Genomic DNA, 12810 nt, shown 5'->3' on the forward strand with positions numbered 1-12810 from the left:
TGCCGGCAATTGTTATCCCGGGACGCAGTCAGTGGGTGATAACGTCCATTGGCAAGAGGGGAATAACCCAGACCGACAGCTAAGGCCCCCAAATCTAGTCTAAGTGAACACTAGAAAGGATGTGGCAGGTCATTGACAACCAGGAGGTTGGCTTAGAAGCAGCCATCCTTTAAAGAAAGCGTAATAGCTCACTGGTCAAGACAGGCCGCGCCGAAAATGTAACGGGGCTCAAGACTAGTGCCGAAGCTTCGGGTCATGCATGTTTGGCATGCATGGCGGTAGGGGAGCGTCCCAGTTGCAGCGAAGGTAGACCGAAAGGGCTGCTGGAGCGACTGGGAGTGCTGATGCCGAAATGAGTAGCGATAAAGGGGGTGAGAAACCCCCTCGCCGTAAACCCAAGGTTTCCTGGGTCAAGTTAATCTTCCCAGGGTTAGCCGGGTCCTAAGCCGAGGCCGAAAGGCGTAGGTGATGGCAAGCAGGTTAATATTCCTGCGCCATCTTGCAGACGTTGAACTGAGGGAGGACGGAGAAAGCTAGGCGAGCTGACCGGTGGTTGCGTCAGTCTAAAGGCGTAGGGGTGTCGCGTACGAATAAAGGCGCGGCAGTCATCCCCGAGACCCCATGGCGCCCCGCAAGGGGTAAGTCGCTGATGCTCGGCTTCCAAGAAAAGTCCCGCAGGGAGTCTGCAGGGTGTCCGTACCGCAAACCGACACAGGTGGGTGAGGAGAAAATCCTAAGGCGCTTGAGAGAACTCTCCTCCAAGGAACTAGGCAAATTTCCACCGTAACTTCGGAAGAAGGTGGGCCTCTGGTAGGTGTAGGCGTACAGCCGAAGCCGAGAGAGGTTGCAGAGAAATGGCGGTAGCGACTGTTTACCAAAAACACAGGACTCTGCGAAGGCGACAAGCCGACGTATAGGGTCTGACTCCTGCCCGGTGCTGGAAGGTTAAGGGGATTCGTCAGCCGCAAGGCGAAGCGATGATCCGAAGCCCCAGTAAACGGCGGCCGTAACTATAACGGTCCTAAGGTAGCGAAATTCCTTGTCGGGTAAGTTCCGACCTGCACGAATGGAGTAACGACTTCCGCACTGTCTCGGAGAGGGACTCAGCGAAATTGAAATAGCTGTGCCGATGCAGTTTACCCGCAGCAAGACGGAAAGACCCCGTGAACCTTTACTACAACTTGACAGTGACACTAGGGATTGACTGTGTAGGATAGGTGGGAGCCTTTGAAGCCGGGCCGCTAGGTTCGGTGGAGGCAACGGTGAAATACCACCCTGTTGATTTCTGGTGTCTAACCATGTCTCGTCAGCCGGGACTGGGACACTGTCTGGTGGGTAGTTTGACTGGGGCGGTCGCCTCCCAAAAAGTAACGGAGGCGCGCGATGGTTCCCTCAGCCCGATTGGAAACCGGGCGTCGAGTGCAATGGCATAAGGGAGCTTGACTGCGAGACCGACAGGTCGAGCAGGTGCGAAAGCAGGTCATAGTGATCCGGTGGTCCTGAATGGAAGGGCCATCGCTCAACGGATAAAAGGTACTCCGGGGATAACAGGCTTATCTCCCCCAAGAGTTCACATCGACGGGGAGGTTTGGCACCTCGATGTCGGCTCATCGCATCCTGGGGCTGGAGCAGGTCCCAAGGGTTTGGCTGTTCGCCAATTAAAGCGGTACGCGAGCTGGGTTCAAAACGTCGTGAGACAGTTTGGTCCCTATCTGCTGTGGGCGTAGGATACTTGAGAGGCTCTGACCTTAGTACGAGAGGACCGGGTTGGAGGCACCGCTGGTGTACCAGTTGTCTCGCCAGAGGCATCGCTGGGTAGCCATGTGCCGATTGGATAACCGCTGAAAGCATCTAAGCGGGAAACCGACCTCAAGACCAGGTATCCCGGGCGCAAGCCCCTGAAGACTCGTGGAAGACTACCACGTTGATAGGCTGGGTGTGTAAGCGCGGTAACGCGTTAAGCTAACCAGTACTAATAAGTCGAGCGGCTTACTTCCCCCCTTCTCTTGCATGCCCCCTCGTGGGGAGTAAGGGACTCGGGGCCAAGGCCGAGGCCAGGACGCGTACGTCGCGTCCGCCCGGAAGACAGCTATTCTCAAACGCGCTTCTTCAACTTCTGAAGAGGCTTCATTCAAGCGGAAGCTTGCAACTTACCCTTCGTATGCACCGTCAGTCGCTTTTCCGGTGGCAATGTCGGAGGGGTCACACCCGTTCCCATCCCGAACACGGAAGTTAAGCCCTCCAGAGCCGATGGTACTCCGCGGGAAACCGCGTGGGAGAGTAGGTCGCTGCCGGATTCTTTTTGAAAGCCCCTGGTGCCGCAAGGCACCAGGGGCTTTGTCTTTGCGGGCTTCGGTTCTGCCCGCTGCGGCCTCCGGCTTGAGCGCTGATCCGCGCTCGCGGGTGTCTGTCTTTGCGGCTCAGCCCAGCAGGCGGGCCACGAGAAACGCAGGCAGGGCGACGTAATAGAGCGCCCGGCAGGTCCATTCCGCGCCGATACGGACGTTGCGTGCCCAGCTCGGGCCCAGCCATGCGGCGCTGAAACAGAACGCTTCCGCGAAGGCTCTCCAGAAGCAGCCAAACAACAACAACGCCAGGAACACCGGCAGCCAGATGCGCACATAGGACGTGAGGTACGCCGTCCATCCATACATCTGGAGCTCTCCGAACGGCCCCCCGAAGGAGATGTACTGGTGGGCTCGAAAGAAGATGCCGGCGAGAACTCCGGGCACGAGGCCGTACTTCAACGCCTGGTCGTACCAGCGCCGACGCCACTTCTCGCTTCGGGCCTGCGCATACCTGACCCTCGGATCGATCCGTGCTTCTCCCCAAGTTCCCAGCGCGGCGAGCAGCCGCATGGGAGCCTGAACTTCCAGGCTCTGCTCAAACGCTCGCCCCGTGCGGAGCCGCAAGGTGAGGCCTGGTCCTGGAATGGGCAGACGCCACGGTTGGATGGACTCGAGTGCTTCGAACGGAATCTCGAAGTGCGCTCCTCCTGCCTGTGTGAGCAGCAGTCCCTCCGTGCGCACCGTGACCGTGGCCTTCGTGCCCAGGCGCAACAGGCGCAGCGCGATGAGCGGTAGCGCGGCTCCGACCACCAGGCCCGCTGCCAGTGGCTCGGGGAGCAGCGTCTGCGTGCCCGCGAGCACATCCTTGAAGAGCAGCGCGGTGGAGTAGCTGAGCGTGCCCAGCGCCACGACGTGCAGGAGCGCTCCCAGTGCGCGCAGCCGAGGCGTGAAGGCGTGGACGGGGAAGGGGCCGGACGCGTCGACGGTCATGGTAGGGCATGGCCGCGCGCGCATTGCCTCGCTGCGAGCGGCTTCCGTAGCATACGCACCCTGGAGGCCCCCCGAGAACATGCGTTCCCCGCAGCCTGGCCCTGAGCGTCGCACCGATTCCGATGGCGTGACGCGGGTGACGCCCTCGCGTGAGTCTCCTGGCGGCTTGGGGCCCTGGCTCATCGGTGGGGCCCTGGCCATCACCGCGCTGTGCGTGGGGCTCTGTCTCTGGTGGCTGTCTCGCCCCGTTCCCGTGGAGGACCTGCCTCCCATCGTGGTGGCCGCTCGCCCCGCTCCGGCGGCTCCTTCCGTGACACCGGCTCGTCCATCCGTGCGGCCTGCCGCCGTCCCTGTCGCCGCGCCCACTCCCTCAGAGGAGCCCGCTCCCATGCCCGTTGATGAGCCGCCCCCGCTGGAAGGCAAGAGCGGGACGGCCCTGTACCAGCGCGGCACCAAGCCGTTGAAGCGGGGGCTCGTCGTCCCTGATGACTTCGAGCTGCCCCCTGGCTTCATGCGCCACTACCAGACGACGGATAACGGCCAGCCGCTCGCCGCCATCCTGATGTTCCATCCGGACTTCACGCCCAAGGACGCCAACGGGCAGCCCATCCCCATCCCCGAGAACCGCGTGGTTCCCGAGGAGCTGGCGCCCCCCGGCATGCCCCACCGGCTGCTGGAGATTCCTGTCGAGGATGAGGACTCGCAGTGATGTCCGTGAAGGGGTGGGCCGGGGCGCTCCTGGGCGTCGCGGCGACCACCGTGCTGTTCGCGGCGTTTGGACAGCTGCAAACGGGTTGGGTGTGGCTGGGCGCGGTAGCCATGGCGCCGTGGCTGGCGGCGGTGGATCGGGTTTCGTCGGCTCGGGGGGCCCTGGGCCTGGGCGTCCTGCTGTCGGTGACGTTCACCGCGGCGGTGTTCGGCTGGTTCCCGGGTGCCATCTCCGCGTATTCGCGTGCGCCGGTGTGGCTGTGCTGGGGCGTGTTCCTGCTCATCGCTCCCGTGCTGGAGCTCCAGTTCCTCACCGCTGCCTGGGTGCGGTGGTATGCGCGTCGGCAGGTCGGGGACGCCACGCGGCTGGCTTGGATTCCTCCCGTGCTCACCGCGCTCGCTTATGTGGGCACTGAGTGGTTCGCGCCCAAGCTGTTCGCCGAGACGCTGGGCCACGGCCTCTATGCTTCCGAGACGCTGCGCCAGGGCGCGGATGTGGCGGGCGCTCCGGGCCTGACGCTGGTCCTGCTGCTCATCAACGAGTGTGCCGTCTCGGTGGCTCGGGGGCTGGCTTCCCGGCGGACCTTGCGGCTGGGGCCGGTGGTCGTGGCAGCCGTGCTGGCTGTGTCGGGCTGGGGATATGGACGGGTGCGGTTGGGGCAGGTGCGTGCGGCGGTGCACTCGGCTCCGGCGCTGGTGGTGGGGGCGGTGCAGGCGAACATCACCAACATCGAGAAGCTGGCCGCGGAGCAGGGGACCTACGAAGTCGTCCGCAACATCCTGGATACGCATTACGCGATGTCGGATGCGTTGCTGCGCTCGGCGCCGCTGGACCTGCTGGTGTGGCCGGAGACGGTGTATCCGACGACGTTCGGGACTCCGAAGAGCGAGGACGGCGGTGCCCTGGATGATGAGATCCGTGGGTGGGTCGCCGAGCGTGGCGTGCCGCTGGTGTTCGGCACATACGACCTGGATGGCGATCGCGAGTTCAACGCCGCCATGTTCCTGGGGCCCTCCGCCGCGGGCGAATTGGCGCAGACCGCCTACCGCAAGACGATGCTGTTTCCGCTCACGGAGTGGGTCCCGGATGCGGTGGATACGCCCACGCTGCGCGCCTGGCTTCCGTGGACCGGCCGGTGGAAGCGTGGTCCGGGGCCTCGGTTGGTGGACTTCCGGTTGAACGGCGGCCGGGTGCTCAAGGTCGCTCCGCTCATCTGCTACGAGGCGCTCTTTCCCAACTACGTCGCGGCGGAGGTTCGCCAGGGCGCGGATCTGCTCCTCACGCTGTCGAATGACTCGTGGTTCTCCGGAACGTCTGCGCCCCGGTTGCACCTGATGCATGCGGCCTTTCGCAGCATCGAGACGCGCACGGCCCAGGTGCGGGTGACCAACTCGGGCATCTCCGCGTTCATTGATCCGGCCGGCACTTGGACGTCCGAGCTGGAGGACAACCAGCGCGCCAGCACCGTGATGCGGGTGCCGACGGCGGAGCGTCTGAGCTCGCTCGCGGGTGCATGGGGGGACTGGCTGGGACCCGTGGCGCTCGTGCTGACCGTGGTGCTGGCGGTGTGGATCCGTCGGCGCGGCGCGGAGCGGCCGGGGCGTGTCCCGGTGTGACGATGCTCAGGCTGCTTCGGCCTTCTGGGCGGTGAGTTGAGCGTCTGTCTTTGGCTTCTGGGCGATGACCTGGATCTCTCTTCGCATGTGCGTGAGCCGGCACACCTGCACCCAGGCCCAGAGGAAGGCGAAGCGCACATACTCGTAGGGGGCTCGGACTCCCTTCGCCAGTCTCCGGCGGAGGATGTCCTTGCCCGCCTTCACCGGGTGCATGCCGGCCCTGGCGCAGGCGTCCGCGAGGTTGTGCTCGTAGAAGTAGACGTGGTGCTGCCAGCCTCTGCGGTCCGGCCGGAACGAGCGGCCCTTCCGGGGCATCACGATGATCTTGTAGTACGCCGCGTCCGGGACGATGACGAAGGCCACGCCTCCCGGCCTCAACACGCGTTGGATTTCGCGCAGCCCGTCCATGGGCTGGTCCACGTGCTCCAGCGTGTGCTTGAGCGTGATGATGTCGAAGGACGCGTCCGGGAACGGCATCTGCGTCAGTGAGCCGTACTCGGCCGTGTAGCCCCGCTCGCGGCAGAGGTTCACCGAGAACTGCGAGTAGTCCAGCCCCGTGGCCTTCAGCCCTGCTCGCCGCGCTGCTTCCAGCACGTAGCCCGCGGAACAGCCGACATCCAGCAGGTCCTTCGCGTGCGGCGCGTACTCCAGGCACACCAGCACCTGCCGCAGGCACTTGCGCACCCGGTGGTCCCAGCGGCTCAGGTACTTCGCGCGGTTGTGCTTGAAGTACTTCTCCTCGTAGCCGTCGCCGAGGCCCGGCTGCTGCTCGCGCTTGTAGATGAGCCCGCAGCCCGTGCAACGGCCGTAGCTCAGCTCGCGGAACGCAACGACCGGACGGGATCCGGTCTCCTTGCAGACGGGACAGGCGGAGTAGAAGGGAGCAAGCATCGCGGGTCGCACCATCGGGTGCCTCGTTCCGGAGTGTCAATCCCACCCGGAACGCAGACGCGCCTCAAGCCTTCGCCGCTGCCCGCTTCGCCAGGCCGAGCGCTCCCAGGGCGAGCAGGGCGGCGATGGCCACTCCCAGAGCCATGGGCCTCGCGGTGCCGTCGTGGCTCGCGCTCACCGCCGCGGAGGCTCCAGCCGCCAGCATGAACTGGAGCGCTCCCAGCACCGCTGACGCGATGCCTGCCTGCTTCGCGTGCTGCTCCATCGCCAGCGCCGTCGCGTTCGGCGTGATGGCTCCCAGGCTGGAGACGAACACGAACAGCGACAGCGCGATGCCCCACAGCCCACCAAAGCCCGTCGAGGCCACCGCCACCAGCACCACCCCCGCGAGCGCGGCGATGCGCACCGATTGCTTCAACACGCGCTCCGGTGACGAGCGCGCCAGGAGCCAGTGGTTGAGCTGCGACACCGCCACCAGCCCCGCGGCGTTCGCTCCGAAGAACCAGCCGAAGTGCTCCGGCTTCACACCGTGCAACGTGATGAACACGAACGGTGAGCCGCCGATGTACGCGAACATCCCTGCCTGCGAGAGCCCCGCCGCCAGCGCGGGCCCCAGGAAGTCCGGCGCCTTCGTGATGCCCCACATGGCCCGGAACGGGCTGGACCGGGGCTCTCCGTTCCTCGGTGGCGCGGTTTCCGGCAGGATGACGAAGGCCGCTCCCAGCGCGAGGAGGCCGATGACCGCGTGGCTTCCGAAGATGGCTCGCCAGCCCGCGGCCCTGAGCACCCAGCCGCCCAGCAGCGGGGCGAGAATCGGCGCCAGGCCCATCACCAGCACCAGGCGCGACATCATGCGTGCCGCCGCTGATCCCGAGTGCAGGTCCCTCACGACGGCTCGGGAGGTCACCATGCCCACCGAACCGCCCAGCGCCTGCACGAACCGGCACGCCGCCAGCACCTCCGCCGAGGGCGCGGTCGCGCAGCCGATGGAGCCCAGCACGTACAGCAGCAGGCCCACGTAGAGCGGCTTCGTGCGGCCGAACCGGTCGCTCACCGGACCGGAGAGGAGCTGCCCCACCGCGAGCCCCGCGAAGAACGTGGCCAGGGTTCGCTCCACCTCGCCGGCGGTCGCGTGCAGCGACTCGCCGATGGAGGGGAACGCCGGCAGGTACATGTCGATGGACAGCGGCCCGAAGCCGATGAGCGTCCCCAGCAGGAGGATCAGCCCGGGGCCCTCCGTGGAGCGGGACAGCTTGGGCGTGGCGGTCGTCATCTCGCGGTCCTCTTCCGTGGCTTCTTCCGGGCGCGTGCCGGTGCCTGCCCTGGCGTCAGCAACACGCGCAGGAGCTGGCGCAGGACGGCTTCGTCGTCGCCGGGGGCGTAGGTGACGCCTCCCACGTGGGCGTTGAAACAGCGGGCCTCCAGCGCTCCGCAGAGCGCTTCCGCCACGGCCCTCGGCTCGGCCAGGTCCACCCTTCCGGCCCGCTTCGCGCGCGTGAGCCACTTCGTCAGGCCCTCTCGCAGCGCGACCGGGGGCGGCGTCTCCAACTGCATGGCCCTGGCGCCGCCCAGCACCGAGTAGTGCAACACGAACAACCAGGGCACCAGCTGGCGCAGGAAGTCCCGGTGGTGCAGCAGCGCTTCCAGGAGCTGGTCCTCCACGGAGGCGTCGTCCCTTGGTCCGGGCTCCAGCAGCGCCAGCGCGGTGGGCCGCACAGGGCGGAGGGCTCGCGACATCAGCGCCTCCTTGGTCCCTACCCGGTGCAGCAGCGCCGCCTGTGAGATGCCCAGCCGCTTCGCGATGTCCTGCAGCGGAGCGGACGGACCCTGGGCCAGGAACACGGCTCGGGCGGCTTCGTCGATCTCCTGGTCGAGGACGCGTGGGGGACGGGACATGGGCGCGGGGGATTAGTTACTGACTGGTAGGTAACCAATCCACGCAGGCCCTGCAAGGGGCCCGTCCTTCCGGGCCCCCTGTGTTCTTGCTTCCGAGGCGCTCTAGAGGCGCCCGGCCTTGAGCTCGCCCACCAGGTGCGCGCAGGCGCGGACGGTGAGGGCCATCATCGTCAGGGTGGGGTTCTGCGGGCCCTGCGAGGGGAAGCAGGAGCCGTCCATGACGTAGAGGTTGGGCACGTCCCAGCTCTGGTTGAAGGCGTTGAGCACGGACGTCTTCGGGTCCTTGCCCATGCGCGCGGTGCCCACCTCGTGGATGGCCATGCCCGGATGGGAGAGCGTCTTGTTGACCTTCTCCACCGTGCAGCCCGCCTCCTCCAGCATCTCCAGGCAGGACGTGGCCGCGTCCTCCGTCATCTTCAGCTCGTTGTCCGAGTGCCGGCACTCGATGTGCGCCGCCGGGATGCCCCAGCGGTCCTTCACCGTGGCGCTCAGCGTGACCCGGTTCTCCGAGCGGGGGATCATCTCTCCGAAGGGCACCATGTGCATCTGGTCGTCGAAGGTGAAGATCTGCACGCCGTAGCCTCGCGCGAACTGCGGGTGGCGCTCGCTGACGTTGCGGAACTGGGGGACGTACGCCCAGCCGTGCTCCTTCTGCTGCAGGTGCGCGGGCAGGTTCATCCGCGCCTCGATGCCGCGCAGGTACATGTGGTCCATCAGGTGCCGGCCCACGAGGCCCGAGCTGTTCGCCAGGCCGTCCGGGAACGCCCGGTTGCGCGAGTGCAACAGCAACCGCGTGGATTCAATGGTGCCCGCGGACACCACCACCACCTTCGCGCGGACTTCCTCCGACGTGCCGGAGTTCGCGTCGATGAAGGACACCCCCGTCACCTTGCCCGTGGCCGGGTCGTGCAGGATGTGGCTGGCGATGGCGTGCGAGCGCAGCGTCAGGCGCCCCGTCTTCAGCGCCGCGGGGATGGTCACCGGCGCGTTCGCGGTCCGGCGCGCGACGACGTGACGCTCGGGCCAGCGGGCCTTCACCTTCTCCCGCAGGCGGACCTCGCCGGGGGACAACGGCGCGGGGCCGGAGAAGACGGAGTCCGGCAGCGTGTCCACGCCGTCCGAGTTGCCGCGCAGGCCCATCCACCGCTCCACGACTTCGTAGGACGGCGCCAGGTCCGCGAGCGTCAGCGGCCAGTCCGGGCTCAGCCCGTCCAGGCTGCCTGCCCGGAAGTTGAAGTCGGACAGCCGGTAGAACTGGCGGCCGTGGCTCCTCACGCCGGTGCGGCCGCCTACCTGCCTCGCGCGGATCCAGGCGAACGGCGCGTCGTCCGGCGTCGTGTAGGGGTTGTCCACGTCATCCACGAAGGCGTGCGGATGGAAGGGCCAGGCAAAGCTCGTGGACTGCACGGACTGGCGCGACGTGCGGCCGGAGTCCGACTCGATGCGGTATCCCAGCTTCTGCTTCACGCGGTGCATCAGGTGGAGCGCCCGGTCCGCCTTCTCGCTCCGGCCCGCTTCCAGCACCAGCACCTGGAGCCCGGCCTCCGTCAGCTGCTTGGCGGCCCAACCGCCACAGGCCCCGGAACCCACCACCACTGCGTCATAGACCGTCTTCGACGTCTTCATGGCCTGCTCACCCGGACGGTCTTTCTGCCGCCGCTGCTAAAGTTCGCCTAAACTGTAAACCAGGGGCCCGTTGGTGCCTATAGGGTCTAAGTGCCTGGAGGGTGCCAACACAAGCCCGGGGCGGTGGCTTCCGCCTCTGGTAGAGGTCGCTTGCTGTCGGAGAGGGGCGGACATGGCTGGGCTCTTGAAGCGGATCCGGTGGGGGCGGGTGCTGGGCGTGCTGGTGCTGCCCGTCCTGGTGGCGGCGCTGGCGCTGGCCGGCCGCGCGGCGTGGCGTTCCGAGCAGTACTTCCACTACCCGAAGCCGGCGGCGGTGCTGCCCGCGGACTTCGCCTCCGCGCGCGAGGTGACGCTGCGCACGGACGACGGGGTGGAGCTGCGCGGCTGGTACGTGCCTTCACGGAACAAGGCGGCGTGGGTGCTGGCGCACGGCCTGTCGCAGACGCGCATGGACCTGCTGCCCGAGGCCCGGGTGCTGCGCGACGCGGGCTATGGGGTGCTGCTGTTCGACCTGCGCGCGCATGGGCAGAGCGGCGGCGAGACGTCCACCTGGGGCGACAAGGAGCGCCAGGATGTGCGCGCGGCGCTGGCGTACGTGCGGGCGCAGCCGGACGTGGACCCTGCTCGCGTGGGACTGCTGGGGTTCTCCATCGGGTCCGCGGCGGCGGCGGAGGTGGCGGCGAAGGACCCGCGGGTCGCGGCGGTGGTGCTGCTGTCGCCGTTCAACACGCTGTGGCTGGCGGCGGCGTATGACTTCCGGCGCTTTGGCGTGGTGACGCAGACGGGGGCGCTGATTCCGTTCTGGCGCCGGGGCATCGCGCTGGACGAGGTGCGGACCCTCGACGCGGTGGACCGCATCCAGCCCCGGCCCCTGTTCATCGTCGCGGGGACGGAGGAGTCCGGGCAGCCGCTGCTGGACGAGCTGTTCGCCCACGTCGCGCCGTATGCCCAGACGTGGCGCATCCCCGGCGCGTCGCATGGCAACTTCGCCGCGACCGCGCCCGAGGAGTATCCGCGCCGGCTGCGGGAGTTCGCGGATGCGGCGTTGAAGCCCGTGGCGGGAGTGCCCGCCGAGGTGGAGAAGCCCGCGGCGCCGGCCGGGGAGACGAAGAAGGCTCCGGCGAAGAAGCCTTCTCGGCGGACGAAGGCGGGCGCCCGCTAGGTCCGCGCTACGCCTGCGCGGGCGGTGCGGCGGCTTCGAGCTTCGCGAGCTGATCCAGGTACATGCGGCCCTTCACCGGATCCGTCATGTAGAGGAACGCCGCCATGCCCTTGAGCTGATCGAGCGACTCGCCCTCGCGGCCGGGCTTGCCCTTCTGGCGGTTGTGGATGGCGGCTCGCAGGCGGCGCACCACGTCTCGCGGAACCCGGGCGGCGGGCGTGCCTTCCTTCGCCTCGTTCACCACGAGCCCCGTGACGCGCTGACGGCTGCCCTTGCGGGCGACTCGCGTCTTGTCCGGGTGGACCGTGAAGCCTTCGGCCTCCACGATGTCCTTCACCCGCGCGAGCAGCACCGCCACCGGGGCTCCCTGCGCTCGGCGCGCCTTGGGGGCCTTCGCCTTCGTCCAGGAGAAGGTCAGGTCATCCGCGTAGCGCGTGTACGTGAAGCCCAGCTTGCGCGACAGCGCGGAGAGCCGCTTGTCCAGGCGCAGGCACAGCGCGTTGGTGATGCCCGGTGAGGTGGGCGCGCCCTGCGGGAGGGCGCGCGGCCCCTTCGCCACGTGCAGCGTCTTGCCCCGGAAGGACATCCGCTCGCGGGGCGCTTCCGTGGACATCAGCGCCAGCAGCGTGGAGGTGTTCTCCGGCAGGCCGCCCTTGCGCAGGAGGCCCTTCACGCGGCGCCACGTCACCGACGGGAAGAAGTCCTTCAGGTCCACCTTCACCACCACGTCCGCGCCCCGGTGCGCCAGCGCGTTGGTGAGGATGGAGCGCCCCGCCACGAAGCCGTGCGCCGCGCCGTGCACCGGCAGCCGCTCCACGACGTTGGACAGCACCCAGCGCTGCGCCTGCTTCAGCTCCGGCTTGGGCGACGTGATGGTGCGCTCGCCGCCCGTGCGCTTGGGGATGCTCCACGTGACGTAGTTGGAGCCCGCGTCCACGTCGCGGTGGAACGCGAAGCCGCGCAGCTTGGACACGCTCAGGCCCAGCGCCTTCGCCAGCTCCTCCGCGTTGTTCAGCGAGGGCAGGCCGTTCTGGCGCGCGCGCTCCTCGCGGTGCTCCAGGTCGAACTTGTCCGGCGTGCCGGCTTCGTTCCAGTAGATGCCCACGCCCAGGTGGTTCACGTGCGTGGCCTTCCACGCGTCGTGGGCCTGGCGCTCCAGCGCGCGGCGCTCCACGGCCTCGGCCTTCTTCTTCGCCTTCCAGGCCGTCTTCTCCTTCTCCTTCAGCGAGGAGAAGTCGACCTCGCCCGCGAGCGCGCCCCGGGCTTCGAGCTGCGCCTGCACCCAGGCTTCGGCGCCGCCGGCCTCGGTGATGGCCTTCCAGCGCGTGAGGAGGGCGTCGTGCGCGGCCCTGGCGGCCTCGCGCTTCGCGGCGGTGTTGGGGGCGGCAGCGGGCGTGGTTTCAGCAACGGCCTGCGGCGGGGCGGCGGGGACGAACGACTCCAGCTTGGCGGTCATCGAGATACCTTCGACGGGCGCGGCGGCTCAGGGAGGGGCGACGGAGACGAATCCGAGCGGTCGAGGGAGGCCAGGAAGGCACCACCAGCTCACCTGGGGCACGGTAGCCTCACCGGCTCTCCCCTCCCGAGCACTACGGTCGGGGTGGGAAAACGGCGGTTGCGTCGTTGGTTCCG

The 12810-nt window shown here is 67.5% G+C and carries 9 protein-coding genes and 2 rRNA genes (1 of these 11 cut by a window edge); 5 read left to right on the top strand and 6 right to left on the bottom strand.

Annotation, left to right across the window (positions count from 1 at the left end; all coding sequences use genetic code 11):
- Both JYK02_RS22730 and rrf read left to right on the top strand, forming a co-directional pair.
- Nucleotides 1–1997: ribosomal RNA gene (locus tag JYK02_RS22730) — 23S ribosomal RNA — on the top strand (it extends 970 nt beyond the left edge of the window).
- Between the two features lie 183 nt (nt 1998–2180).
- A 5S ribosomal RNA gene (rrf, locus tag JYK02_RS22735) occupies nt 2181–2297 on the top strand.
- 123 nt (nt 2298–2420) lie between these two features.
- On the opposite strand, the gene JYK02_RS22740 is transcribed toward rrf, so the two are convergent.
- Nucleotides 2421–3278, bottom strand: coding sequence for a hypothetical protein (locus JYK02_RS22740; protein WP_207053970.1), 858 nt, complete (start codon nt 3276–3278; stop codon nt 2421–2423).
- Nucleotides 3279–3666: 388 nt separating this feature from the next.
- On the opposite strand from JYK02_RS22740, the gene JYK02_RS39825 reads away from it, so the two are divergent.
- The gene (locus JYK02_RS39825; RefSeq protein WP_242588853.1) at nt 3667–3987 is read left to right on the top strand and encodes a hypothetical protein; all 321 of its coding nucleotides are present in this window, start codon (nt 3667–3669) and stop codon (nt 3985–3987) included.
- On the top strand, nt 3987–5603 hold the full coding sequence (lnt, locus tag JYK02_RS22750) for an apolipoprotein N-acyltransferase (RefSeq protein ID WP_207053974.1): 1617 nt from the start codon (nt 3987–3989) through the stop codon (nt 5601–5603). Before JYK02_RS39825 ends, lnt begins: the two co-directional genes overlap by 1 nt.
- 6 nt (nt 5604–5609) lie before the next feature.
- On the opposite strand, the gene JYK02_RS22755 is transcribed toward lnt, so the two are convergent.
- The 4 genes from JYK02_RS22755 to JYK02_RS22770 all read right to left on the bottom strand — a co-directional run bounded on the left by JYK02_RS22755 (nt 5610) and on the right by JYK02_RS22770 (nt 10016).
- A complete protein-coding gene (locus tag JYK02_RS22755; protein ID WP_207053975.1) occupies nt 5610–6509 on the bottom strand; it encodes a class I SAM-dependent methyltransferase in 900 nt (299 codons plus the stop codon).
- Nucleotides 6510–6558: 49 nt separating this feature from the next.
- On the bottom strand, nt 6559–7767 hold the full coding sequence (locus JYK02_RS22760) for a multidrug effflux MFS transporter (RefSeq protein WP_207053976.1): 1209 nt from the start codon (nt 7765–7767) through the stop codon (nt 6559–6561).
- Nucleotides 7764–8390 carry a TetR/AcrR family transcriptional regulator gene (locus JYK02_RS22765; protein ID WP_207053977.1) on the bottom strand — a complete coding sequence of 209 codons (627 nt, stop codon included), beginning with the start codon at nt 8388–8390 and terminating at the stop codon, nt 7764–7766. The genes JYK02_RS22760 and JYK02_RS22765 overlap by 4 nt, the downstream gene beginning before the upstream one ends.
- A gap of 102 nt (nt 8391–8492) precedes the next feature.
- The gene (locus JYK02_RS22770; protein WP_207053978.1) at nt 8493–10016 is read right to left on the bottom strand and encodes a GMC oxidoreductase; all 1524 of its coding nucleotides are present in this window, start codon (nt 10014–10016) and stop codon (nt 8493–8495) included.
- Nucleotides 10017–10188: 172 nt separating this feature from the next.
- On the opposite strand from JYK02_RS22770, the gene JYK02_RS22775 reads away from it, so the two are divergent.
- Nucleotides 10189–11178 carry an alpha/beta hydrolase gene (locus JYK02_RS22775; protein WP_207053979.1) on the top strand — a complete coding sequence of 330 codons (990 nt, stop codon included), beginning with the start codon at nt 10189–10191 and terminating at the stop codon, nt 11176–11178.
- A 7-nt stretch (nt 11179–11185) separates the two neighbouring features.
- On the opposite strand, the gene JYK02_RS22780 is transcribed toward JYK02_RS22775, so the two are convergent.
- The gene (locus JYK02_RS22780) at nt 11186–12634 is read right to left on the bottom strand and encodes a reverse transcriptase family protein (RefSeq protein ID WP_207053980.1); all 1449 of its coding nucleotides are present in this window, start codon (nt 12632–12634) and stop codon (nt 11186–11188) included.
- Nucleotides 12635–12810 lie beyond the last annotated feature (176 nt).

Origin of the sequence: Corallococcus macrosporus (assembly GCF_017302985.1) — a bacterium.
In the GTDB taxonomy this organism is placed as follows: Bacteria; Myxococcota; Myxococcia; order Myxococcales; family Myxococcaceae; genus Corallococcus; species Corallococcus macrosporus_A.

Coding starts and splice junctions, on each gene's coding strand:
- JYK02_RS22770 (WP_207053978.1), bottom strand. CDS start 10,016: ATGAAGACGTCGAAGACGGTCTATGACGCAGTGGTGGTGGGTTCCGGG.
- JYK02_RS22765 (WP_207053977.1), bottom strand. CDS start 8,390: ATGTCCCGTCCCCCACGCGTCCTCGACCAGGAGATCGACGAAGCCGCC.
- JYK02_RS22740 (WP_207053970.1), bottom strand. CDS start 3,278: ATGACCGTCGACGCGTCCGGCCCCTTCCCCGTCCACGCCTTCACGCCT.
- JYK02_RS22780 (WP_207053980.1), bottom strand. CDS start 12,634: ATGACCGCCAAGCTGGAGTCGTTCGTCCCCGCCGCCCCGCCGCAGGCC.
- JYK02_RS39825 (WP_242588853.1), top strand. CDS start 3,667: ATGCCCGTTGATGAGCCGCCCCCGCTGGAAGGCAAGAGCGGGACGGCC.
- JYK02_RS22760 (WP_207053976.1), bottom strand. CDS start 7,767: ATGACGACCGCCACGCCCAAGCTGTCCCGCTCCACGGAGGGCCCCGGG.
- JYK02_RS22755 (WP_207053975.1), bottom strand. CDS start 6,509: ATGGTGCGACCCGCGATGCTTGCTCCCTTCTACTCCGCCTGTCCCGTC.
- lnt (WP_207053974.1), top strand. CDS start 3,987: ATGTCCGTGAAGGGGTGGGCCGGGGCGCTCCTGGGCGTCGCGGCGACC.
- JYK02_RS22775 (WP_207053979.1), top strand. CDS start 10,189: ATGGCTGGGCTCTTGAAGCGGATCCGGTGGGGGCGGGTGCTGGGCGTG.